We start from the raw sequence: 21250 nt of genomic DNA on the forward strand, positions 1-21250 counted from the left end.
ACAGTAGAAAAGGATCTTCACACGTGACGGAAGTGAACACTCCGCCTCCACCGTCTTCGGACCGCATCGAACCGGTCGACATCCAGACCGAGATGCAGCGCAGCTACATGGACTACGCGATGTCGGTCATCGTCTCGCGTGCCCTGCCGGACGTGCGTGACGGTCTCAAGCCGGTGCACCGCCGCGTGCTCTACGCGATGTACGACGGCGGCTACCGCCCCGACCGCGGTTACTTCAAGTGCTCGCGCGTCGTCGGTGACGTCATGGGTTCCTACCACCCCCACGGCGACACCTCGATCTATGACGCCCTCGTACGGCTGGCGCAGCCTTGGTCGCTGCGTCACCCGCTGGTCGACGGGCAGGGCAACTTCGGCTCTCCGGGCAACGACGCGCCCGCGGCGATGCGCTACACCGAGTGCAAGCTCGCGCCCATCGCCATGGAGATGCTGCGCGACATCGACAAGGACACCGTCGACTTCCAGCCCAACTACGACGGCCGCTCGCAGGAGCCCGTCGTACTCCCGGCGCGTTTCCCCAACCTGCTGGTCAACGGCTCGGGTGGCATCGCGGTCGGCATGGCGACCAACATCCCGCCGCACAACCTGCGCGAGGTGGCCGAGGCAGTCAAGTGGTCGCTGGAAAACCCCGAGGCCACCGACGAGGAGCTGCTCGAGGCGGCCATCGCCCGGGTGAAGGGCCCCGACTTCCCGACCAGGGCCTTGATCGTCGGCCGCCGGGGCATCGAGGACGCCTACCGCACCGGCCGCGGCTCGATCACCATGCGAGCCGTCGTCGAGGTCGAGGAGGACAACAAGGGCCGCCAAGCCCTCGTCATCACCGAACTCCCCTACCAGGTCAACCCGGACAACCTCTCCTACAAGATCGCTGAGCTGGTCAAGCAGGGCAAGGTCACCGGCATCGCCGACGTACGCGAGGAGTCGTCGTCCCGGGTCGGCCAGCGGCTGGTCATCGTGCTCAAGCGCGACGCCGTCGCCAAGGTCGTCCTGAACAACCTGTACAAGCACACCCAGCTCCAGGACACCTTCGGCGCCAACATGCTGGCCCTGGTCGACGGGGTGCCGCGTACGCTGCGGCTCGACCAGTTCATCACGTACTACGTGGCGCACCAGATCGAGGTCATCGTCCGCCGGACGCGCTACCTCCTGCGCAAGGCCGAGGAGCGGGCCCACATCCTGCGCGCGCTGCTCAAGGCGCTCGACCGGATGGACGAGGTCATCGCGCTGATCAGGCGCTCGCCGTCGGCCGCGGAGGCCCAGGGCGGCCTGATGACGCTGCTGGACATCGACGAGATCCAGGCCCAGGCCATCCTCGACATGCAGCTGCGCAAGCTCGCCGCACTGGAGCGCCAGGCGATCCAGGACGAGTTCGACGCGCTGATGACGGCGATCGCCGACTACCAGGACATCCTGGGCTCGGAGCCGCGGCAGCGGCAGATCGTCGGTGACGAGATGGCCGAGATCGTCGCCCGCTTCGGCAACGACCGGCAGACCGAGATCGTCGCGTACGACGGTGACATGTCGATCGAAGACCTCATCGCCGAGGAAGAGATCGTCGTCACCATCACCCGCGGCGGCTATGCCAAGCGCACCCGTACCGACCTTTACCGGGCGCAGAAGCGTGGCGGCAAGGGCGTCAGGGGCGCGCAGCTGCGCCAGGACGACATCGTCGACCACTTCTTCGTCACGACGACCCACCACTGGCTGCTGTTCTTCACGAACAAGGGCCGCGTCTACCGGGTCAAGGCGTACGAACTCCCCGACGCGGCACGTGACGCGCGTGGCATGCACCTGGCCAACCTGCTGGCCATGCAGCCCGACGAGACCGTCATGGAGGTCCTCGACCTGCGTGACTACGACGTCGCCCCCTACCTCGTCCTGGCCACCCGCAGTGGCCTGGTGAAGAAGACCCGCCTGTCCGAGTACGACTCCCCCAGGTCCGGCGGTCTGATCGCGATCAACATCCGCGACGACGACGAGGTCATCGGGGCCCGCCTGGTCTCCGAGGAGGACGATCTGCTGCTCGTCTCCAAGGGCGCGCAGTCCGTCCGGTTCACCGCCTCGGACGAGGCGCTGCGCCCGATGGGCCGGGCGACGAGCGGCGTCATCGGCATGAGGTTCCTCGAGGGTGACGAACTTCTCGCCATGAATAGAATTGCCGATGGTCAACATGTGCTTATCGCGACCAAGGCTGGGTACGCAAAGCGGACACCCGTCGAGCAGTATCCAGTTCAAGGACGTGGCGGTAGGGGCGTGCTGACTGCGAAAATCGTCAGTTCCCGTGGCAAGCTGGTCGGAGCAGTCATGGTCAACCCAGAGGATGAGGTCTTCGCGATCACATCCGCCGGCGGGGTGATCCGGACGAGCGCCGGCGAGATCAAGCAGTCCGGCCGCCAGACCATGGGAGTGCGTTTGATGAATCTCGCTGAAGGCGACAGCGTGGTGGCCCTCGCCCGGAACGCCGAGTCGATGGAGACTTCGGTGGAGAGTGAGGAAGACGGGGGAGGAGAGTAGGTCATGAGCGCCCAGGGTGGCACCGCCAGGACTAAGGCGGCCCGGGAGAACGGCCAGCAGCCGAAGAAGCCCAACGAAACCGAGATCTTCGACGCGGTCGACGAGGAGAAGGCCACGCCTCCGCAAGGAGTCACGCCTCCGCAGGGAGGCGTGCCTTCACCGGGAGGCGTGCCTTCACCGGGGGCGGCGTCCGCACCGGGGGCGGCGTCTCCGCAAGGAGCCGCGCCTTCGCAAGGCGTGACGCCGGTCACGGGTCAGCCAGGGGGGGAGCAGCAGCCGGAGGGCAACGAGACGGTCCGCCTCCGTCCTTCGCTCACTTCCGAGGCCCCTCCGCTTGTCGAGATGCCTAAGAAGAAGTCCTCCAGCTCCGCGGGGGCCCGTCTCCCCCGTAAGGCCCATTTGGTCCTGCGTCGCGTCGAGCCGTGGTCGGCCATGAAGTTCAGCTTCGTGGTCTCCCTCGTCTGTTTCGTGGTGTTGTTCGTGGCAGTGGCCGTGCTGTACGGCGTGCTGTCCGCCTTGGGTGTTTTTGACTCCCTTGTGGACCTGGTGAACCAGCTCGGCAAGGGGGAGCAGGGGCAGAACTCGATTCCGATCGACATCGCCTCCTGGTTCGAGCCGGTCCGCATCCTCGGCTACACCGCCCTCATCGGCGCGGTGAACGTGGTGCTCATCACGGCACTGTCCACGCTGGGGGCGGTCATCTACAACGTCGCCTCCGACCTGGTGGGCGGCGTCGAGGTGACCTTCAGCGAGGCCGAGTAGCTTTCCGGTTCAAGGCTTTTGAGCTCGCGCCGCCGCCGATCTTTCGGGGGCGGCGCGAGCAACTCGGGAGAGGCGGTAAGCTTTTCCTCGTCCGAACAACCGGTTCGCCTTCCCTCGTGGGGATGCGATACCGTTCGGTGTGCGCGGGGCTATAGCTCAGACGGTTAGAGCGCTTCCCTGATAAGGAAGAGGTCCCAGGTTCAAGTCCTGGTAGCCCCACTACAGCTCACAGGCCCTTTCCCGAGATCTTGGGGAAGGGCTTTTCGTCGTTTTGGGACACGGCTGGGACATGAGCTTCATCTCCTGTCCCAACCGCGGCCTGCCGCGCACGCCAGGCGGCGATCAGCTCGTTCAGGATCGGCAGAGTGATTCTCGCCCTCGGCCAGGAGTAGCCGGAGGCGTTCGCTTGCGTCCATGTCCTGCCACACGTCGGCCAGGTCGGGGTCCGTGCGCGGCTCATGCTAAGCATCCATGTCGCTCATCTTGACCCAACCATGTGATCGCCCGCGGGGAACTCGAGCACTTCTACAAGATCCGCGAGATCGACATGGTGGACATGGACGAGCTCATCGATGGTGGCGCTGTAGCCGAGCAGATATTTCCGGCCATTGACACGCTGGGTGATCTTGTAAAGCGACCGGGTGTCCAGCGTGATGATCTCCACTTCGAGACCGCGAAGGCCGCACCACTTCACCACACGCAAAAACTACCTAAAACGGACAGATGGCCGCAATGTTCGGCTGCCCCGGGGCCGAATGCAGCGGTCAGTTCCGGGGCGGCCGCCGGGTTCTGCGGACCATGGCCGCCTCGTTGCTGTGGAGGGCGATCCCAGCACATCGTGACGACCACAAAACGACACAGACGCCCGGACAGACACGTTACGCCTTCATTCCGCTGCTCAACGTAACGACACGAGGGCTCGCATGGACGCGTCACTCCTGATGGCCGGTCGTCAACGAGTCACCCCGTGCATGGGATCGGTATTCGGCCAGGTCAATGGCACCGCACGGCTTCGGAGACGAATGTCGACGACCGCGGGGCTCGCCGGCGCGCGACGCAATCACCGGCGCGGTCTACAGGGCCTCCAGTTGGCCCGCGGAAACTCCATTCCCGCCCGCGTGTTGCGCGGCGTTGGTCGGCAACGGCTGGATTAAGGTGGCGTTGCCGACATCGCATGATCACTCTGTGATACGAGGCGATCTCCCCTCATGCCCAGAAAAGCCGAGGTTGAGGAGAGACTCCATGCCCCGCAGCCATGCCGTGAGTACGGGATGCGCCCTCGCGATCACTGCCCTTTCCCTGGCCACCATCCCGGCCGGCGCCGAAGGCCAGACAGCAACAATCGCCGCCGCCATGACCGCCGAGACCACGCTGAAGCCGCCGCCCGGCATGCTGGAGGCGCTCGCACGCGACCTGCATCTCAGTAGTGCGCAGGCCCAGGCCCGCCTGCTCAATGAGGCCCGCCTGACCCCGATCGCGGCACAGCTGAGCAAGCGGCTCGGCAGCCGCTTCGCCGGCACCTGGCTGCGGGGAGGCAGCGCGCACACCCTCGTGGTGGCCACCACCAGCGCCGCCGACATTCCCCAGATCCTCGCCGCGGGCGCCAATGCTGAAGTCGTCACCAGGTCGCTGGGGGAACTGGCCGCGATCAAGACGAAGCTCGACCATGCTCTGCCCGTGAAGCCGCTGGTGTCGAGTGCGCGCTACGTCGACGTGAAGCGCAACAAAGTGGTCATCCTGGCCCCGAAACCCGACGAGACCCAGACCGTCGTCGAGGGCATCGGCGTGAACAAAGAGGCGGTGCTCGTGCTGCCCTCCACCGAAGTCGCCCAGCCCTTGTATGACCTGGTGGGCGGCAATGCCTACTACATCGGCACCGCCAGCCGCTGCTCGATCGGCTTCCCCGTGGTGAAGGGCACCCAGAGCGGGTTCGTCAGCGCCGGCCACTGCGGTAAAGCCGGCGACACCACCACCGGCTTCAACCGCGTCGCCCAAGGTGTCTTCCAGGGATCGACCTTCCCCGGCAGCGACTACTCCTGGATCGCGGTGAACTCCGGCTGGACGTCCCAGCCCGCGGTGGACAACGGCGAGGGCGGCACCGTGCCCGTCGCCGGTGCCAGAGTCGCCATCGAAGGCGCGTCGGTCTGCCGGTCCGGCTCCACCACCGACTGGCACTGCGGCGTCATCCAGCAGCGCGACGCCAGCGTCACCTACCCCCAAGGCACCATCTACCAGCTGACCCGCACCAACGTCTGCGCCGAACCCGGCGACTCGGGCGGCTCCTTCATCTCCATCGACCAGGCCCAAGGGGTCACCTCCGGCGGTTCGGGGGACTGCAGTTCGGGCGGCACCACCTACTTCCAGCCGATCGGCGAGATCCTCACCGCCTACGGCCTGACACTGAGGACCACCGCAGGCAACCCGCCGCCGCCGGTCACGGGCACCTGCACCGGCTTCCCGAGCACCTACACCGGCTCCCTGACCAACGGTCAGTCCGCCTACCAGCCACGCGGCTCGTACTACCACTCGAACGCCACAGGCGTCCATGCCGGCTGCCTGGACGCGAACGACGGCGCCGACTTCGACCTGTACCTGCAGAAATGGAACGGCCGCACCTGGCCGACTGTCGCCACCTCCGACGGCGCGGGCCCCGACGAGAAGATCACCTACACCGGCACGGCCGGCTACTACCGCTACCGGGTGGTCTCCTCAAGCGGCTCCAGCCCCTACACCCTGGGCTACCGCAAGCCGTAACCCACTGTCGGGCGATGCCACGGTAAGACTGCGCGACGGCCGGATCGTCACCCGCGCCGCGCTGCGGCCTGGGGGCCGGTCACGGCGCGGGCGCCGCGCGGGGCATCGCCGTAGTCACACCGCGCCACACCCAGCCAATCCGCCGACCATCGGCACGCCGCCGCCTGCTAGGACGCCGCCATGACCGACGAGGAGCAGCAAGCCCAGCTTGACGACCTCATCGCCCATGAGCAGATCATCCGAAGCATTCAGCTCAATGCAACTCTTCGAGTGCAGCATGCGGGACGCGACTGAGTTCTACCAGGAGCAGCGTAAAGAGCACGCCTCCGGCGGGGGCGCTCCGGCTCCGGGATGCGCGCCGCGCAGGCCGGATGGCCGTAGATGGCTGAGGTGGAAGCCTGCTCATCCCGCCCGCCATCGACCCGGGCAAAAGCCGAGCAGACCAGGGCCACGGGGCCAAGGTCGTTCCTCCAGTTGGGGGCTCCACCTTGTCCCCGTGGCCCTGGCCCCCTTCCCCTTCGGGCGGGTCGACGGCAGACGGGATGTTCAGGCAGGGCGGGATGCGCGCGGTGCGCCTCAACATGCACAATGCCGCTTGTGGAAATCGTTCGCACCACCGCCGATGTGATCACCATGAACCTGGGGCCAGAAGACGCCCTCGCGATCAAGCTCAGGTTTTGCTGCGCACCATCTACGACTCCTTCGTCGTGATGGAGGAGCAGCGCCTGGGGAAAGGCAAGCAGCGGTAGAGCAACAGGTCAGAGTCCTGATCATCGTGCCATTAAGAGGCGTAACGAGGGGTCAACCACAGCCAGTTAGGACCGGGCTCACCCGCAGGTCAGTGCCCCTACGAGGCAAGATCCCTGCAATTCCTAAGCTGACAATCCGCCCCCGAGTATCGTCCCTTGCTCGATCATTCAACGATGAGAGCACGAGTGAACGATTTCCGTTGGGTCGACCTTGATGTTGGGCGGAGCGTTGATGATCCAGCCCACGCCTGTGAACTCCTGGAGATGTACGTCGGCCCTTGGGACGGTCCAGGTGCGGAACGGTTTCAGCTCACCGTCTGCACTCCATTGGCCCTTGCGGAGCAGTTGCAGCACCACCCCGTCCTCATCGGCCGGCACTGGCTCTTCGTCCCCGAACTCCACCCTGACAAGGTGACCAAGTGGCTGAGTGATCGAATTGCCGTGCTGGAAGCTCCGACGTGGAGTGAGCTCGCTGAGAAGATCGGCCGCATCGGAGAATGGGAGTTCGAGGACTACTCTGACTGAGCCCTGCACTGCAACGAATACTGCAACAGAGGTACACAGCAGCTCACATCCACACCCACACAGCACTGTTCAGGGCCGGGGTGGAAGTCTCTGATCATGGTTCCGACAGTCCTGATAAGGAAGAGGTCCCAGGTTCAAGTCCTGGTAGCCCCACCAAAGGTCAAAGGCCAGATCCCTTCGCGGGACTGGCCTCTTTTCATGCCCGTACAGCAGCAAAGTACAGCAGTTGACGGCAACGAGCGGGGCACGTCATCCGCCCGCGGCGTCCTCGGCCTCCCAGCGCAGCAGGTCGCCCGGCTGGCACTTGAGTACCTCGCAGAGCGCGGCGAGCGTCGCGAAGCGCACCGCCTTGGCGCGGCCATTCTTGAGTACCGCCAGGTTGGCGGGCGTAATCCCAATGCGGTCCGCGAGGTCGCCCACGGACATCTTCCGCCTGGCCAGCATCACGTCGATGTCGACGACAATCGGCATCAGATCACCTCGTCCAACTCGGCCTGCATCTGCGCCGCTTCGACGTCGCGTGCGACGGCCTGGGCGAGCAGCATCCGCAGCACGAACACGATGAGTGCGACCCCCAGGATGGCCAGGCCAATCCCGCCCATGATGACGGTGACGCCCGGGTCGGCCCGCTGGCCCGGCGCATTGAGGGCCGTGACCGCGAACCACAGGAGGGCAGCCGCCACGATCGCGCCGATCACGGCGTCCACGTACCGGAAGGCGGCGTGGGAGAACACGGTTCCGCGTCGCACCATCGTCACCAGCCGCCATACGCTGACCAGGGCGACCTGGCCCGCCACCATGCCCAGGATCGTGATCACGCGCAGCGGGGTCAGCGGGAGCGACCCGTCCTCCGGGTCGCTCCCGCTGACCAGCACCCACACCATCAATGCCTGTACGAACACGGTGCCGGTGAGCACCACCACGAGCACGGTGCGAAGCGCACGCACTGCCAGCTTTCCCATGACCCATCCTTCCATCGAGTTACGATGATAATCTATTGAATTTCGATAGGTTAAGCAAGGGCTGGGGCGGAGGGTGGGCGGCGGTAGTCGAAGGTGTGCCTCAGGTCGAGCCGTCGCGCGCAAGTCCGGCTGTGACGTGTCGTCAGGTCAGCTGGATCCGCACAGCCTATTGAGCTCCGCGCTGTCTGTATTGATATCCGCGATCACCTGGTTGGGATCGCCGCCGGTCATGCCGGTCAAGCGGAAGTTCAGTTCCTGGAATTCGCGGGCCAGCAGACTGATCTTCGCCCCCACCACCCCTTCCGCGTCGAGGACGGCGCCCATCAGGTCGCGGTACGTCTGCTGAGCCGCGGCTGCCTGACTGCTGCGGACGGTCCCGGCGTTCCGGCGGTATGCGGTCAGCGCCGCCGCCGCCTCGTCACAGCCGCCGGGACGGACCGCTGACAGCGGTGCGGGGGAAACCGGAACCGCTCGTGTGGAGCTTGGCCTTGGTGGCCGGGGCGTGCTGGACTCAGGCGATGGAGTCGGGGTTCGACGTGCGGGCCGGGTGGTGACTGGATCTGGTGACGATGACTGCGTGGCCGGGGTGGGGACTACCGCGTCGGACGGGGGCTGCGGAGGCGGGGTCGGCGGCATCAGGTAGGCGATCAGCGCGACCACGGCGGCAACCACACCCGCCAGAGCGCTCACAGCAGGCCAGCTCAGGCGCAAGCCTGCTCCTCCGCCCGCCGCCGGCGGCTGCGCTGATCCGTTCATCGTCATGCTTTCATCGTGGCCGAGCTGCCGAGCTCGGTCCAGAATGCCTCCTGGTGATCTTCTTGACTAGAACTCGCCTATGAAGGCGCGGGGTGAAGCGATTTCGGCGGCCGGAAGGGGTCGGTTGGAAAGACGGCGACGCCCTGTAAAACTGTCGCCGGGGGCGCGCGTGTCCGATGGGGCGGTGATCAAGAGCGCGGGCAGGGCCGCACGGCCTCTGACCAGAGCCGGGAAACGTCAGTGGTTCAGGAGCCGCTTCCCTGGTCTTTCGTGCCGGTACAGGTTCCGTTGCGTAGCAGGCCGTCGTGCTGAGCGGACGCCGTAGCAGTGAGCCGATGTACGGCAACGTCGCCTGGCAAATCAGCCCTGGCGGGGGACCACGCGTCCGGCATCATCCGCCGGGGGTGCCGGCTCGTGGTCTGGGAGTCTGCCCAGCCCCCGCCAAACGCCCCCGAGCCCCGCGCACCAGGATGAGGGACAGTGCGGCGAGGCTGAAGGCGGTCAGCATGATGACGGCCATGGAGACCGTGCCGTCGCCGAGGAGGCCCGACAGGGGTGAGGCGGCCGCGCCGAGGATGAACTGGCTGCCGCCGAGCAGGCCGGAGGCCGCTCCGGGAGCGTCGTGGCCGAGCGACTGGACGATGGTCGTGGTGGCGGGCAGCGCAGTGCCGAGGCCGGCGACAGTGACGAACAGGCAGGCCCAGGTGGCGGCGAAGGAACCGCCGGTCGTGACCAGCGAGGCGACCAGGGCCGCCGTACCGGCGCCGGCCACGGCCAGCCCCGTGACCAACAGGGTGTCCACCCGGACGTGGGCGGACAGGCGGCCGAACAGGACGCTGGAGGCCAGCATGCCGAGGGCGTTGGCAGCGAAGACGAGGCTGTACTGCGTGGCCGAGAGGCCGTAGACGTTCTGGAAGACGAAGGTCGAGCCGGCGATGTAGGTGAAGAGCGCGGCCCCGGTGAAGGACGAGGCGAGCACGTACCCCATGAGGGCGTGCCGCCCGGCGAGCATCGCGATGGCCTTGACCACGCCGGTCACCCCGCCCGATTGCCTGCGGTCGGCGGGCAGGCTCTCCGGCACCCAGGCGAGGAGCCCCGCGATCAGCAGGACACCGAAGCCCGCCAGCGCGGTGAAGACAAGGCGCCAGGAGCCGACGCCGAGGATGGCCCCGCCGAGCACCGGCGCGGCCACCGGGGCCGTGAACACGATGGCGGACAGGGTCGCGAAGTGGCGACCCGCCTCCGGGGTGCCGTGGAAGCGGTCGGTGAGCACGGCCCGGGCGACCACCATGCCCGCCGCCCCGGCGACCCCCTGTAACAGCCGCGCCGCGTCGAAGATCTCGATGCTGGGGGAGACGGCGCAGGCCAGCGACAGCACCGTGAACATCGCGGCGCCGGCCAGCAGGACGCGGCGGCGGCCCACCGCGTCGCTGACCGGGCCCAGGAGGAGCTGCCCCGCGGCGAGCCCGACGAGAAAGGCCGTCAGGGACAGCTGGACCGAGGACTCCGCGGTGCCGAAGGATCTGGCCATGCCGGGGAAGCTGGGCACGTACATGTCGATGGCCAGCGGAGCGACCGCGGTGAGGGCCGCGAGCACGAGGATGAGCCGGCCGGTGTGCTTCTGATCGGTGACCAGAGCCTGGTTCTGGGACATGGGCGTGCTGCTTTCCGGCTTGGGGCAGGTGCCGAGGAGTGGCGTCGCTATGTTGGCACGCCGTCCGAGAACCTGGCCTGCGATCGCTGACTCCGCTTCGGGACGCCGGTGATCATCGGGGGTGAAGATTATGCATGGTCCGTCCGAAGAATGACACCACTAGTCATGGATGATCCATTCGAATAGCATCGGCGCTGACCGCTCCCGGACACATCTGTCAACGTTCAGCGAGGCTCGCCGTACGTATCGCAGTCCGGTGACCGGCACGCGACAGCTCTTCCAGCAGGCTCGTTTTTCCCCAGTAGAGGGTTATTCGTTCCACCACGCCCCGCGCGGCGGCGTGCCGCGCTGAAGGAGGACGGATGCAAACACCCGACATTTACCTACGCAGTATCGGCGTCCATCTGCCACCGGTGGTCAGCATCGAGACGGCTGTCGCCGAGGGCCGCTATCCGGCCGACGAGGTGGAGTACTTCCGCCTCGGTGGTGCGGCGGTGGCCGGGGACGTACCGGCTCCGGAGCTCGCGCTCCGTGCGGCCCGGCACGCGTTCGAGCGCTCCGGCGGGATCTCGCCGCGTGACTTGGACCTCATGCTGTACGCCGACGTCTGGCATCAGGGGCCGGAGGGCTGGCAGCCGCAGTACTACCTGCAGCAGCACCTGGTCGGCGGCGATGTCCTGTCCGTTGAGGTGCGGCACGGGTGCTGTGGGCTGTTCAGCGCGCTGCAGCTCGCCTGCGGGTATCTGCGCCCGGGTGGCACTGCGTTGCTGGTCGGCGCCGACAACCACGGCACCCCGCTGGTCGACCGGTGGCGCATGATCGAAGGCAACGTGGTAGGCGATGCCGGGTGTGCGGTGCTGGTCACCACGGACACGGGGTTCGCGGAGGTACGGTCGGTAAACGTTATCGTGCTGCCAGAGGCCGAGTCGGTCAACGACGGTGGCGTGGCGATGTTCCCACCGGACGCGACCGTGGGCCGGCCGCTCGACTTCGCCTCCCGCCACCATGAGTTCCGCAAGCGGCTGCTGGCCGGCGATGGTGCCGGCGTCATGCTGGCGATCCAGTCGACGTTGATGGGGCTGGTCGAGCGCACGCTCAAGGAGGCGGGGATCACGCTCGACGAGGTGGCGCGCGTCGCGTTCCCGCACGGGCGCTGGGACAACCTGGAGGAGCGGGCGAGCTGGTTCGGGCTGACCTTGGCCGACACCACCTGGGAGTACGGCGCCGGCATCGGCCACCTCGGGGTCAGCGACCAGTTCGTCGCCCTCGACCACCTGCTGGCCGGCGGGGCGCTGGCTCGCGGCGACTACGTGCTGCTCGTCGGGGTGGGTGCCGGCAAGACCTTGGCCTGCGCCGTCCTGCGGATCCTCGACCTCCCCAAGGAGTACGCCTCCGACGGGCTCGGCTGAGTTCGGCCTGCCCGGGAGGCGGCGGACATGTTCGGCGGTCAAAATACGCCGTCCGGGTCAGGCGCACGGACGAGATCTTGCAGCGTTGAGGAGTACCGCCGTCAGGCGCGGCTCGGTGCCGGCTCGGGCTGAAGGGCGGCCGGGCGGCGGGGGAGCAGCAGCGGGGTCGCCAGCAGGAGCACGCCGGCCAGGCCGATGGCCGTACGCGGGCCGATCAGGCCGCCCAGCACGCCCCAGGCGGCCGTCAGGAGAGCGGTCGAGGCCTTGGTCGTCACCGCCCAGGCGGACAGGATGCGGGCGACCCGATCGGTCGCGGTGCGCTCGAGGCGGTAAGTGGCGCAGACGGGGTTGAAGACCCCGCAGCAGAAGATGAGCCCAAGTTCGACACCCATCACCAGCAGCAGCCCTCCGGTGCCCGGCCCCAGGAAGACCAGGCCGACGGGCCAGAGCGCGCGCAGCGCCCCGACCACGACCAGGACCCGGTGCTGCCCGAACCAAGTGACGAGCGGTCGGGCCAGCCGCGAACCGAGCAGCCCACCGATCGAGGGCGCGGCGAAGGCGAGGCCGTACTGCCACGGTGCGAACCCCAGCTGGCCGAACATCAGGACGGCCAGCAGCGGCTGCGTGGCCATCACCAGGCCGTTGAACAAGGCGGTGTTGAACAACAGCCGACGCAGCGTCGCGTCGGCGAGGATGTACCGCCAACCGTCGAGCAGGTCCCCGGCCCGCATGCGCGCGGCCTCCCGGCGCTGGGGCCGCGGCTCGGGCCCGCCCATCGCGCCGATGCCCAAGGCCGAGAGCAGGTAGCTGACCGCGTCGGCCACCACCGTCGCCACCGGACCGAGGAGCCCGATCGCCGCGCCGCCCAGCGGCGGTCCGATGATCGTGGTCGTCCAGGACGTGGACTCGAATCGGGCGTTGGCGACCAGCAGGTCCTCGGCCCGCAGCAGCGTCTTCAGGTACGCGCCGGAGGCGGCGTGGAAGGTGATGTCGGCCGCCGCGACGACGACCGAGACCAGCAGGAGCTGAAGGAAGGTGAGCACACCGAGCGCGAACGCGGTGGGGATCGTCAGCAGCGCCGCGAACCGCACCAGGTCCATCGCGATCAGCACCGGCCGCTTGCGGCGGAACTCCACCCACGGGCCGAGCGGCACCGCCACGGCCGCGCCCACCAGAGCCCCCACACAGGAGAGCGCGGCGACCTCGGCCGGTCCGGCGTGCAACACCTGAACGGCGATCAGCGGGAACGCGCCGAAGGCGAGCCACGTACCGAGCGCGCTGGTCCCGTACGCTCCCCAGAGCCACCCGAACCGCCGCCCCAGCCGATGCCCGCTTCTCATACCTGACGCTCCTCGTCACTCATCCGCACAACCGATCCGCGATCGGAAGCATCAAAGCGCGCGCTGTACCTGGGGATCAAACAACTGAAGAGCTGTCGGAAACAACCAACCGTTGTACCCATAGAGTGTCGGCATGGACCTCGACACCGTCCGGACCTTCGTCGCCGCCGCTGACGCGGGGCAGTTTCAGGAGGCCGCCGCCGAGCTGGCGGTCACCCAGCAGGCCGTCTCCAAGCGCATCGCCGCGCTGGAGCGCAACCTCGGGGTGCGGCTGTTCACCCGCACTCCGCGCGGCGCCGAGCTCACCATCGATGGGCAGGCGTTCCTGCCCCACGCGCGCGAACTGCTGCGCGTCGCCGAGCGCGCGGTCGCGTCCGTGCGCACCGGCCGCCGTCCGCTGCGCGTCGACATGCTCGCCTCGCGCAGCGCGGCGTCGGGCCTGATGCGCGGCTTCCACCGCGCGCACCCTGAGATCGAGCTCGACGTGGTGATGCTGTTCGATATCGAGACGGCCCTCGCCGCCATTCGGTCCGGTGCGATCGACGCGTCCTTCCGCGCCGTCGCCGTGCCCGGCCGGCCCCTTCCCGAGGACATCGAATCCGTCCGGGTGCTCGACGAGGCGCTCCAACTCCTCACCGGGCCCGCCCACGCGCTGGCCGGCGCCCGGTCGGTGACCGTCGCTCAGCTCGCCGGGCACCGGATCTGGATGCCCGGCATCGTCCCCGGGACCGAGTGGGCCGCCTACTACGACGATCTCGTCGCCGAGTTCGGCCTCACCATCGAGGCGACCGGCCCCAACTTCGGCTCCGACGCGCTCCTCGACACCATCGCCGACACCCCGGCCCTGGCCACCTTCATGGGCGAGCAGACCCGCCTGGTCTGGCCCGCCGACCACGGCCTGCGCCGCATCCCGGTGACCGACCCGACGCCCGTCTACCCGCACTCGCTCCTGTGGCACCGCGACAACCCCCACCCAGCGCTGGCCACCCTCCGCGCCCACCTCGCCGCCGCAGCGGCCGGCCACGACGCCGCCGGGACCTGGGCGCCGGGCTGGGTGATTCCGCGCTGACCGCCGCCGCGTCCGCGATCAACCGGTCCACGGAGTCCTGCGGCACCGAACGGTACAGCCCAAGGCCAGCTCGTTGATGTGGGACGCGTTGAAGGTGCAGCCCTCGCACCGCTCCGCGGCGGGCCTGGAACCGCTACGCCCCGGGGCGAATCCTCATCAATGGCGTTGCCATGCTCGCGTCAGCAACCTACGCTATTTCGTAATTATGGAATAGCGTAGGAGAGCATGATGATCGAGGAAAGACTCGCCGAACTCGAGCGCCGGATCGCCCGCCTGGAGGGTCGGACCGAGCCCGCCGGCCCACCCCCACGCTCACCGGACTCGCCGTCTCTCATGGGAGTGCTCAACAGCATGCGCCTCCAGGCGGAGCAGGAGGACGAGCTCGGGACGGTGGGCTACGTCGGAGCCGCACGGTTGCCCGGCGGCGAGAACCGCTACGCCAGGCAGCTCTCTCTCGCCGAGTTGCTGTCGGCCGATTGGGCGCCGGCGGTCGACATCCTGGAGGCCCTCGGCAGCCTGCCGCGGCTGGCGCTGCTCGGCACACTCATACGACAGGGCCGGTGCACCCGCGCCGACCTCCAAGAATCCCTCGGCGGAGACGGCGAGCAGACCACCAGCGGCCAGCTCTATCACCACCTGCGCGCGCTGCAGAGCGCCAGGCTGATCAAACAACGGCGGCGCGGCGACTACGAGTTCGCGCCCGAGGCCGTGATCCCGGTCCTCACCATCCTCGCCGCTGCGCTCAACCTGGCCACCGACCCCCCGATCGGCCCACCTGTCGATCTTCCTGAACCGGAATGACCAAGTGGGCCACAAGGCGAAGGCGAGATCCAACGCGCCTCGGCGCCCTCCGCAAGTCGGCTCGATCGGCTGAACTTACCTCCGGCGTATATACCCTGAGGGTATAGTCGGCCGGCATGAGTGTCCCCCTCGCACTACTCGGCCTGCTGGAACGGGAGCCGAGCCACGGATACGACCTGAAGCGCGACTACGACGCCTTCTTCAACCGGGGCAAGCCCCTGCCCTTCGGCCAGGTCTATTCCACGCTCGGCCGCCTGGCCAGAGACGGCAAGGTCATCGCCGGGCAGAGCGAACCGGGCGACGGGCCCGACCGCAAGCGCTACGCCATCACCCCCGTGGGCAAGGACGAGGTCGAGGCGTGGCTGGCCGAGCCGGTCGCGGCCGAGCCGTCCCTGCATACGGTGCTGTTCACCAAGGTCGTGCTGGCGCTGATGCTGGGGCGCGATGCGGCGGGTTACCTGGACGCCCAGCGTGCGACGCATCTGGGACGCATGCGCGAACTCACCGAGATCAAGCGCGCGGGCAACCTGGTCGACGCGCTCCTGGCCGATCACGGCCTGTTCCGCCTTGAGGCCGACCTGCGGTGGATCGACGTCACCCAGGCTCGGCTGGGGGCGCTGGCGGAGGCGGTGCGCGAGCGATGATCGTCAACGCGCTGCTGCGGGCCGAGGCGGTCAGCCGCTCCTACGGCAACACGCCCGCGCTGCGGGAGGCCAGCCTGTCGGTGGCCGCGGGCGAGGTGCTGGCCGTCATGGGACCCAGCGGTTCGGGCAAGTCGACGCTGCTGCACTGCCTGGCCGGGATCTTCACCCCGGACAGCGGCGAGGTGTGGTTCGACGGGCGGCGGCTGGACACGCTGAACGACGGCCGCCGTAGCGAGCTGCGGCGCACCGCCTTCGGTTTCGTCTTCCAGTTCGGCCAGCTCGTGCCGGAGCTGACCGTGGCCGACAACGTGGCGCTGCCGCTGCTGCTCGGCCGGGTCAAGCGTAAGCGTGCCTACGCGCGGGCCGCCTCCTGGCTGGAACGGCTGGAGCTGGCCGACCTGGGCGGCCGGCGCACCGGGGAGCTGTCCGGCGGGCAGGCGCAGCGGGTGGCCATCGCCAGAGCGCTGGTGACCGGGCCGCGGGTCGTCTTCGCCGACGAGCCGACCGGCGCGCTCGACTCGCTCACCGGCGAGCTCGTGATGGAACTGCTGGTGCGCCTGGCCCGCGAGGAAGGCACCACCGTGATCGTGGTGACCCACGATGCCCGGGTGGCCGCCTGCGCCGACCGGGAGGTCGTCGTGCGCGACGGCCGGGTCACCGACCCGTACGCGAGCGGGCTCGTCCGATGATCCTGCTGGGCCTGCGGCTGTCGCTGCGCGGTGGCAGGGAGGCGGCGGCCAGGCTGGCGCTGATCGTCGCCGGGGTGGCGGTCGGCGTCGCGGTGCTGCTGGCCACACTGTCGCTCTTCAACGCCTTCCAGGCCACCAATGACCGCCTGTGCTGGGAGTGCACGCGCGGCACGGCGCCCAATGGCTGGGCACTCGATGCCACCAATGACGGCGCGCTGTGGAACCGCCACGAGGACTACTACGCGGGCCGGATGATCCAAAGGCTGGACGTCGCCGCGCTCGGCGGCCGGGCGCCGGTCATCCCCGGCCTGTCCCGCATGCCCGGCCCCGGCCAGTACTTCGCCTCGCCCGCACTGGCCAGGCTGCTGGACTCGGCGCCGCGCGAGCAGCTCGCCGACCGCTTCCCCGGCACTCGCGCCGGGTTGATCGGCCAGGCCGCGTTGTCCGGGCCCGACGAGCTGGCCATCGTGGTGGGCCTGACGCCGGGCCAGGTCGCCGCGATGCCCGGCGCCCAGCAGGTCGACACGGTCGCCACCGAGCCCACGGTCGACGGCAACGCCGACGTCTACCGGTTCGGTTTCGTCGTCGCCGCCATCGGGCTGATTGTCCCGCTGCTGGTGCTGGTGGGCACCGCCACCCGGCTGGCGGCCACCCGGCGCGAGACGCGCCTGGCGGCGATCCGGCTGGTGGGGGCCACCTCCCGGCAGGTCAACGTGCTCGCCGCGGTGGACGCCGCCCTCGGCGCGCTGCTCGGCGCGCTGGCCGGCCTCGCGCTCTTCCAGGTGGTACGGCCCGCGCTGGCCGGGGCGCGGATCACCGGTGGCCGCTTCTTCCCCGAGCTGATCACCCCGTACCCCTGGCAGTACGCGGCCGTGCTCGCCTGCGTGCCGGTCGTCGCGGCGGGCGTCGCGCTGTGGTCGCTGCGCCGGGTGCGGATCTCACCGCTCGGCGCGGCCAGGAAGGCCGTGCCGCCGTCGCCGCGGGCGTGGCGGGTGATCCCGCTGCTGGCCGGGCTGGGGCTGTTCGCGGGACCGGTGTGGCGGAACGGCAAGGAGCCCGACGCCTTGCTGTCCGGTGCGGGGCTCGCCCTGATCATGGTCGGGCTGGTCCTGGCCGGGCCCTGGCTGACGATGCGGGCCGCGCGCCTGGCCGCCCGGCTGACCCGGAGCGCGGCGACGCTGCTGGCCGCGCAGCGGATGGCCGCGGACCCCAAGGCCGCCTTCCGCGCGGTGAGCGGGCTCGTGCTGGCGGTGTTCATCGGCACGGTGATGGCGGGCCTCGTGCCCGCGGTGCTCTCCGGCCAGCGGGCCGTGGCCGACGGCGCGCTGAACCACGTGCTGCGCGCCCAGTTCGCCCGACCCGGCGTCACGGGCCTGTCCCAGCGGGTGCAGGCGGACCTGTTCGCCCGTCTGCGCCGTTTCCCGGGCGTGGACGTGCTGCCGATCTACGCCCGGAAGGATCAAGAGAACATCCCCATGCCCCCTGACGACTCACCGCCCGCGACGACCGTCATCGAATGCGCGAGCCTGGCCCGCTTCCCCGTACTCGGCAGGTGCCCATCGGCCGCGCACGCCGTGGCGGGCTCCTTCTACCGCGTGGTCAACGTCGACAACCCGCTCACCATCGACAAGATCCTGCCCCTCGCGGGACCCGCCAGCGAATCCGTCTCCACCACTACCGGCCTCGACCTGGAGTCGATCCTGATCAGCACGACCGACACGGCGACGGTGGAGCGGATCCGCACGCTGCTGGCGGCGCACACCGCCGAGGCCCCGATGACCTTCGCCGAGGTCGCCCAGGCCAGGGCGACCCTGTACACCCAGGGCGAGAACGTCGCGCTGGCCATCGTCGCGCTGACCCTGATCGTCGGCGGCTGCAGCCTCGTGGTGGCGGTCGGCGGCGGGCTGGTGGAGCGCAGGCAGCCGTTCACCCTGCTGCGGCTGGCCGGTACCCCCATCCGCACCCTGGCCGGGGTGGTGCTGCTGGAGTCGGCGCTGCCGCTCGTCCTGTCCGCCGTGCTCGCCGCCGGCGCCGGGTTCGGCGTGGCAGAGCCGCTCATCGACCAGCTCGCGATGAAGGGCGCCTCCCTGGCGATGCCCGGACCCGTCTACTTCGCGACCGTCGGCGGCGGTCTCGCCGCCTCCCTGCTGGTGATTCTCATGGGCATGCCGCTGCTCAGGCAGCTGACCGCGCCGGACAACGCCCGTTTCGAATAGGAGCCCCATGAAGCTCAGACCGCGACTGGCCGTGCTGCTCGCGCTGGTCCTGCTCGCCTCCGCCGTGGTGGTCGTACGTACGAGCGCGCCCGCCGCGGCCGGCGACGCGCGCTACTCCGCCACGATCCGGCGCACCGAGTACGGCATCCCGCACATCTCCGCCAAGGACTACGGCGGCCTCGGATTCGGGTACGGCTACGCCTTCGCGCAGGACAACCTGTGCGTGCTGGCCTCGTGGGTGGTGACGCTGCGGGGCGAGCGATCCCGGCACTTCGGCGCCACGGCCATGTCCGACGACCCGGTCAGCCCGGTCGGCAACCTCGCCAGCGACGTCTACTACAAGAGCGTCGCGGACTCGGGCGTCGTGCGGCGGCTGCTGGCCCAGCCCGCACCGGTGGGGCCGAGTGACGAGCTGCGCCGCCTGGTCGACGGCTATGTCGCGGGATACAACCGCTACCTCCAGGACACCGGCGTGGCGAACCTGCCCGATCCCACCTGCCGGGGCAAGGCCTGGGTCGGTCCCGTCACCGCCATGGACATCTGGAACAACCTGCTCGACTTCCCCCGCATGGTCGCCAGCTCCCGGCTCAAGGAGGCCATCACCGGGATCGCCGAGCCCGAGCCCGGGCCCGAGGCCGACGGCCCCGCCAAGAAAGCCGACGGCCCGGCCAAGAAGCCGGCCGCGGGCAGCAACGGATGGGCGCTCGGCCGCCAGGCGACGCGCGACGGCCATGGCATGGTGCTGGCCGACCCGCACTTCCCGTGGACCGGAATCCGCCGCTTCTACCAGGTGCAGCTCACCATCCCCGGCGTGCTCGACGTCTCCGGCGGCAGCCTGTACGGCACGCCGGTCGTCGAGATCGGCCACAACGCGAGCGTGGCCTGGACCCACACCGTCTCCCATGCCCAGCGTTTCACCCTCTATCAGCTGAAGCTCGCGGGCGACCGGACCAGCTACCTGGTGGACGGCCACGCGGAGCCGGTGGGCCGCCAGGAGGTGGAGGTCGCCCTGCAGGACGGCACGATGAGCAGCCACACGCTCTACACCTCGCGCTACGGCCCGGTGCTCGCCGTCGGGCACACCGACAAGGTCGCCTACGCGCTGGCCGACGCCAACGCCGCCAACCTGCGCTCGGCCGACGAATGGCTGGCGATGGCCAGAGCGACGAACCTCACCCAGCTACGCGCGGCCCAGACCACCCATCAGGGCATGGCATTCGTCCACACGCTCGCCACCGACGTCGGCGGAACCGCCTACTTCGCCGACACCTCGATCGTCCCCCACGTCACCGACGCGAAGGCGCGCCGCTGCGCCAAGCCCTCGCCCATTCCGGGGCTGGAGGCCTACGTCCTGGACGGCTCGACCTCCGCGTGCCTGTGGGGCAAGGACCGCGACGCCGTCGTCCCCGGCATCTTCGGGCCGGGCAAGCAGCCCAAGCTGACCCGCGCCGACTACGTGGCCAACTCCAACAACACCTTCTGGATGACGAACCCGTCGCAGCCGCTGACCGGCTACCAGCGCGCGTGGGGCAAGGCGGGCACCGACGTGGAGCCGCGCCCCCGGGTCAGCCTGGACATGATCGCCCAGCGGCTGTCCGGCGCCGACGGGCTCGGCGCGCCCGGCTTCACCCTTCAAACGCTGCAGGCCACCGCGCAGGCCAAGCGCAACTACAGCTTCGAGCTCATGCGTTCGGACCTGCTGACGTTGTGCCGTACCAACCCCGAGCTGACCTCGTCCGACGGTAAGCGGGTCAACGTACGCGAGGCCTGCGGGACGCTGCGGAACTGGGACGGGCGCGCCACCCTGGACGGCAAGGGGGCCATTCTGTGGCGCGAGTTCTACACCCGGCTGGAGGGTCCCACCAAGCCGGGAGAGCCCGGTTTCAGCCCTTGGCGGGTGCCGTTCGATGCCGCACATCCGCTGACCACCCCTCGGGGGCTCAAGCGCGACGCCCCGGAGGTGCGGCAGGCCCTGGCCGATGCCGTGCTCTTCTTCCAGACCAACCGCATTCCCCTCACGCTCACCCCGGGCGAGGCGCAGCGCTACTCCTCGGTCCCGCTTCCCGGCTGCACCGAGGGGGAGGGTTGTTTCGACAGGGTGCGTATCAATGCTCCGCTCGGCACCGACGGGCGCTATCCGGAGGTGGACACCGGGTCCACCTTCATGATGGCCGTCGAGCTCACTCCCGGCGGCCCCCGTACACGTACCGTCCTCACCTACTCCCTCTCCGCCAACCCCGCCTCGCCCCACCACACCGACCAGACAGTCTTGTTCTCGCGCGGCCAGTGGGTCACCGAGCGCTTCACCGAAGCCGAGATCGCCGCCGACCCGAAGCTGAAGACCACCGCGGTTCACCTGGGGTAGAAACTAGAAGGACAGCGATCATGA

At 69.0% G+C, this 21250-nt stretch carries 17 protein-coding genes and 1 tRNA gene; 12 read left to right on the forward strand and 6 right to left on the reverse strand.

From position 1 onward, the window contains the following. Positions 1 to 23: 23 nt before the first annotated feature. From gyrA to KLK06_RS11060, 3 genes are all read left to right on the forward strand, one after another. Complete coding sequence (gene gyrA, locus KLK06_RS11050) at positions 24 to 2531, forward strand: DNA gyrase subunit A (RefSeq protein WP_214635258.1); 2508 nt, start codon at positions 24 to 26, stop codon at positions 2529 to 2531. A 3-nt stretch (positions 2532 to 2534) separates the two neighbouring features. Continuing rightward, positions 2535 to 3293, forward strand: coding sequence for a DUF3566 domain-containing protein (locus tag KLK06_RS11055; RefSeq protein ID WP_214635259.1), 759 nt, complete (start codon positions 2535 to 2537; stop codon positions 3291 to 3293). 145 nt (positions 3294 to 3438) lie between these two features. Then, a tRNA-Ile gene (locus tag KLK06_RS11060) sits at positions 3439 to 3512 on the forward strand. Between the two features lie 259 nt (positions 3513 to 3771). Here the strand turns inward: KLK06_RS11060 and KLK06_RS11065 are convergent. Then, positions 3772 to 3957: a hypothetical protein gene (locus KLK06_RS11065; protein ID WP_214635260.1), complete on the reverse strand. Its 186-nt coding sequence runs from the start codon at positions 3955 to 3957 to the stop codon at positions 3772 to 3774. A gap of 578 nt (positions 3958 to 4535) precedes the next feature. Between KLK06_RS11065 and KLK06_RS11070 the strand changes: the two genes are divergently transcribed. Together KLK06_RS11070 and KLK06_RS11075 are read left to right on the forward strand one after the other, a co-directional pair. Continuing rightward, positions 4536 to 6047 (forward strand): S1 family peptidase, encoded by a 1512-nt coding sequence (locus KLK06_RS11070; RefSeq protein WP_214635261.1) that lies wholly within the window; start codon positions 4536 to 4538, stop codon positions 6045 to 6047. A gap of 935 nt (positions 6048 to 6982) precedes the next feature. Next, positions 6983 to 7321, forward strand: a complete 339-nt coding sequence (locus KLK06_RS11075) for an Imm8 family immunity protein (protein ID WP_214635262.1) — start codon at positions 6983 to 6985, stop codon at positions 7319 to 7321. Positions 7322 to 7570: 249 nt separating this feature from the next. Here the strand turns inward: KLK06_RS11075 and KLK06_RS11080 are convergent, their stop codons facing one another. The 4 genes from KLK06_RS11080 to KLK06_RS11095 form a co-directional block, all read right to left on the reverse strand. Further along, positions 7571 to 7792 (reverse strand): helix-turn-helix transcriptional regulator, encoded by a 222-nt coding sequence (locus KLK06_RS11080; protein ID WP_214635263.1) that lies wholly within the window; start codon positions 7790 to 7792, stop codon positions 7571 to 7573. Continuing rightward, positions 7792 to 8283, reverse strand: a complete 492-nt coding sequence (locus KLK06_RS11085) for a DUF2975 domain-containing protein (RefSeq protein WP_214635264.1) — start codon at positions 8281 to 8283, stop codon at positions 7792 to 7794. The genes KLK06_RS11080 and KLK06_RS11085 overlap by 1 nt, the downstream gene beginning before the upstream one ends. Before the next feature lie 147 nt (positions 8284 to 8430). After that, complete coding sequence (locus tag KLK06_RS11090; protein WP_214635265.1) at positions 8431 to 8607, reverse strand: hypothetical protein; 177 nt, start codon at positions 8605 to 8607, stop codon at positions 8431 to 8433. An 823-nt stretch (positions 8608 to 9430) separates the two neighbouring features. Beyond that, positions 9431 to 10693, reverse strand: a complete 1263-nt coding sequence (locus tag KLK06_RS11095; protein ID WP_214635266.1) for a multidrug effflux MFS transporter — start codon at positions 10691 to 10693, stop codon at positions 9431 to 9433. 362 nt (positions 10694 to 11055) lie between these two features. Here KLK06_RS11095 and KLK06_RS11100 point away from each other — a divergent pair, with 362 nt between their 5' ends. Then, positions 11056 to 12102, forward strand: a complete 1047-nt coding sequence (locus tag KLK06_RS11100) for a ketoacyl-ACP synthase III family protein (RefSeq protein ID WP_214635267.1) — start codon at positions 11056 to 11058, stop codon at positions 12100 to 12102. A 101-nt stretch (positions 12103 to 12203) separates the two neighbouring features. Here the strand turns inward: KLK06_RS11100 and KLK06_RS11105 are convergent, their stop codons facing one another. Next, positions 12204 to 13442 (reverse strand): MFS transporter, encoded by a 1239-nt coding sequence (locus KLK06_RS11105; protein WP_214635268.1) that lies wholly within the window; start codon positions 13440 to 13442, stop codon positions 12204 to 12206. Between the two features lie 133 nt (positions 13443 to 13575). Between KLK06_RS11105 and KLK06_RS11110 the strand changes: the two genes are divergently transcribed. From KLK06_RS11110 to KLK06_RS11135, 6 genes are all read left to right on the forward strand, one after another. Continuing rightward, the gene (locus KLK06_RS11110) at positions 13576 to 14511 is read left to right on the forward strand and encodes a LysR family transcriptional regulator (RefSeq protein ID WP_214635269.1); all 936 of its coding nucleotides are present in this window, start codon (positions 13576 to 13578) and stop codon (positions 14509 to 14511) included. Positions 14512 to 14736: 225 nt separating this feature from the next. Then, a complete protein-coding gene (locus KLK06_RS11115; RefSeq protein ID WP_214635270.1) occupies positions 14737 to 15312 on the forward strand; it encodes a helix-turn-helix transcriptional regulator in 576 nt (191 codons plus the stop codon). 116 nt (positions 15313 to 15428) lie between these two features. Next, on the forward strand, positions 15429 to 15956 hold the full coding sequence (locus KLK06_RS11120; RefSeq protein ID WP_214635271.1) for a PadR family transcriptional regulator: 528 nt from the start codon (positions 15429 to 15431) through the stop codon (positions 15954 to 15956). Next, complete coding sequence (locus KLK06_RS11125) at positions 15953 to 16645, forward strand: ABC transporter ATP-binding protein (RefSeq protein WP_214635272.1); 693 nt, start codon at positions 15953 to 15955, stop codon at positions 16643 to 16645. Before KLK06_RS11120 ends, KLK06_RS11125 begins: the two co-directional genes overlap by 4 nt. Then, positions 16642 to 18861: an FtsX-like permease family protein gene (locus tag KLK06_RS11130; RefSeq protein WP_214635273.1), complete on the forward strand. Its 2220-nt coding sequence runs from the start codon at positions 16642 to 16644 to the stop codon at positions 18859 to 18861. The genes KLK06_RS11125 and KLK06_RS11130 overlap by 4 nt, the downstream gene beginning before the upstream one ends. 7 nt (positions 18862 to 18868) lie before the next feature. Then, positions 18869 to 21226, forward strand: coding sequence for a penicillin acylase family protein (locus KLK06_RS11135; RefSeq protein ID WP_214635274.1), 2358 nt, complete (start codon positions 18869 to 18871; stop codon positions 21224 to 21226). The last annotated feature ends 24 nt before the right edge of the window (positions 21227 to 21250 follow it).

Source organism: Nonomuraea sp. NEAU-A123 (assembly GCF_018603905.1).
Lineage (GTDB): Bacteria > Actinomycetota > Actinomycetes > Streptosporangiales > Streptosporangiaceae > Nonomuraea.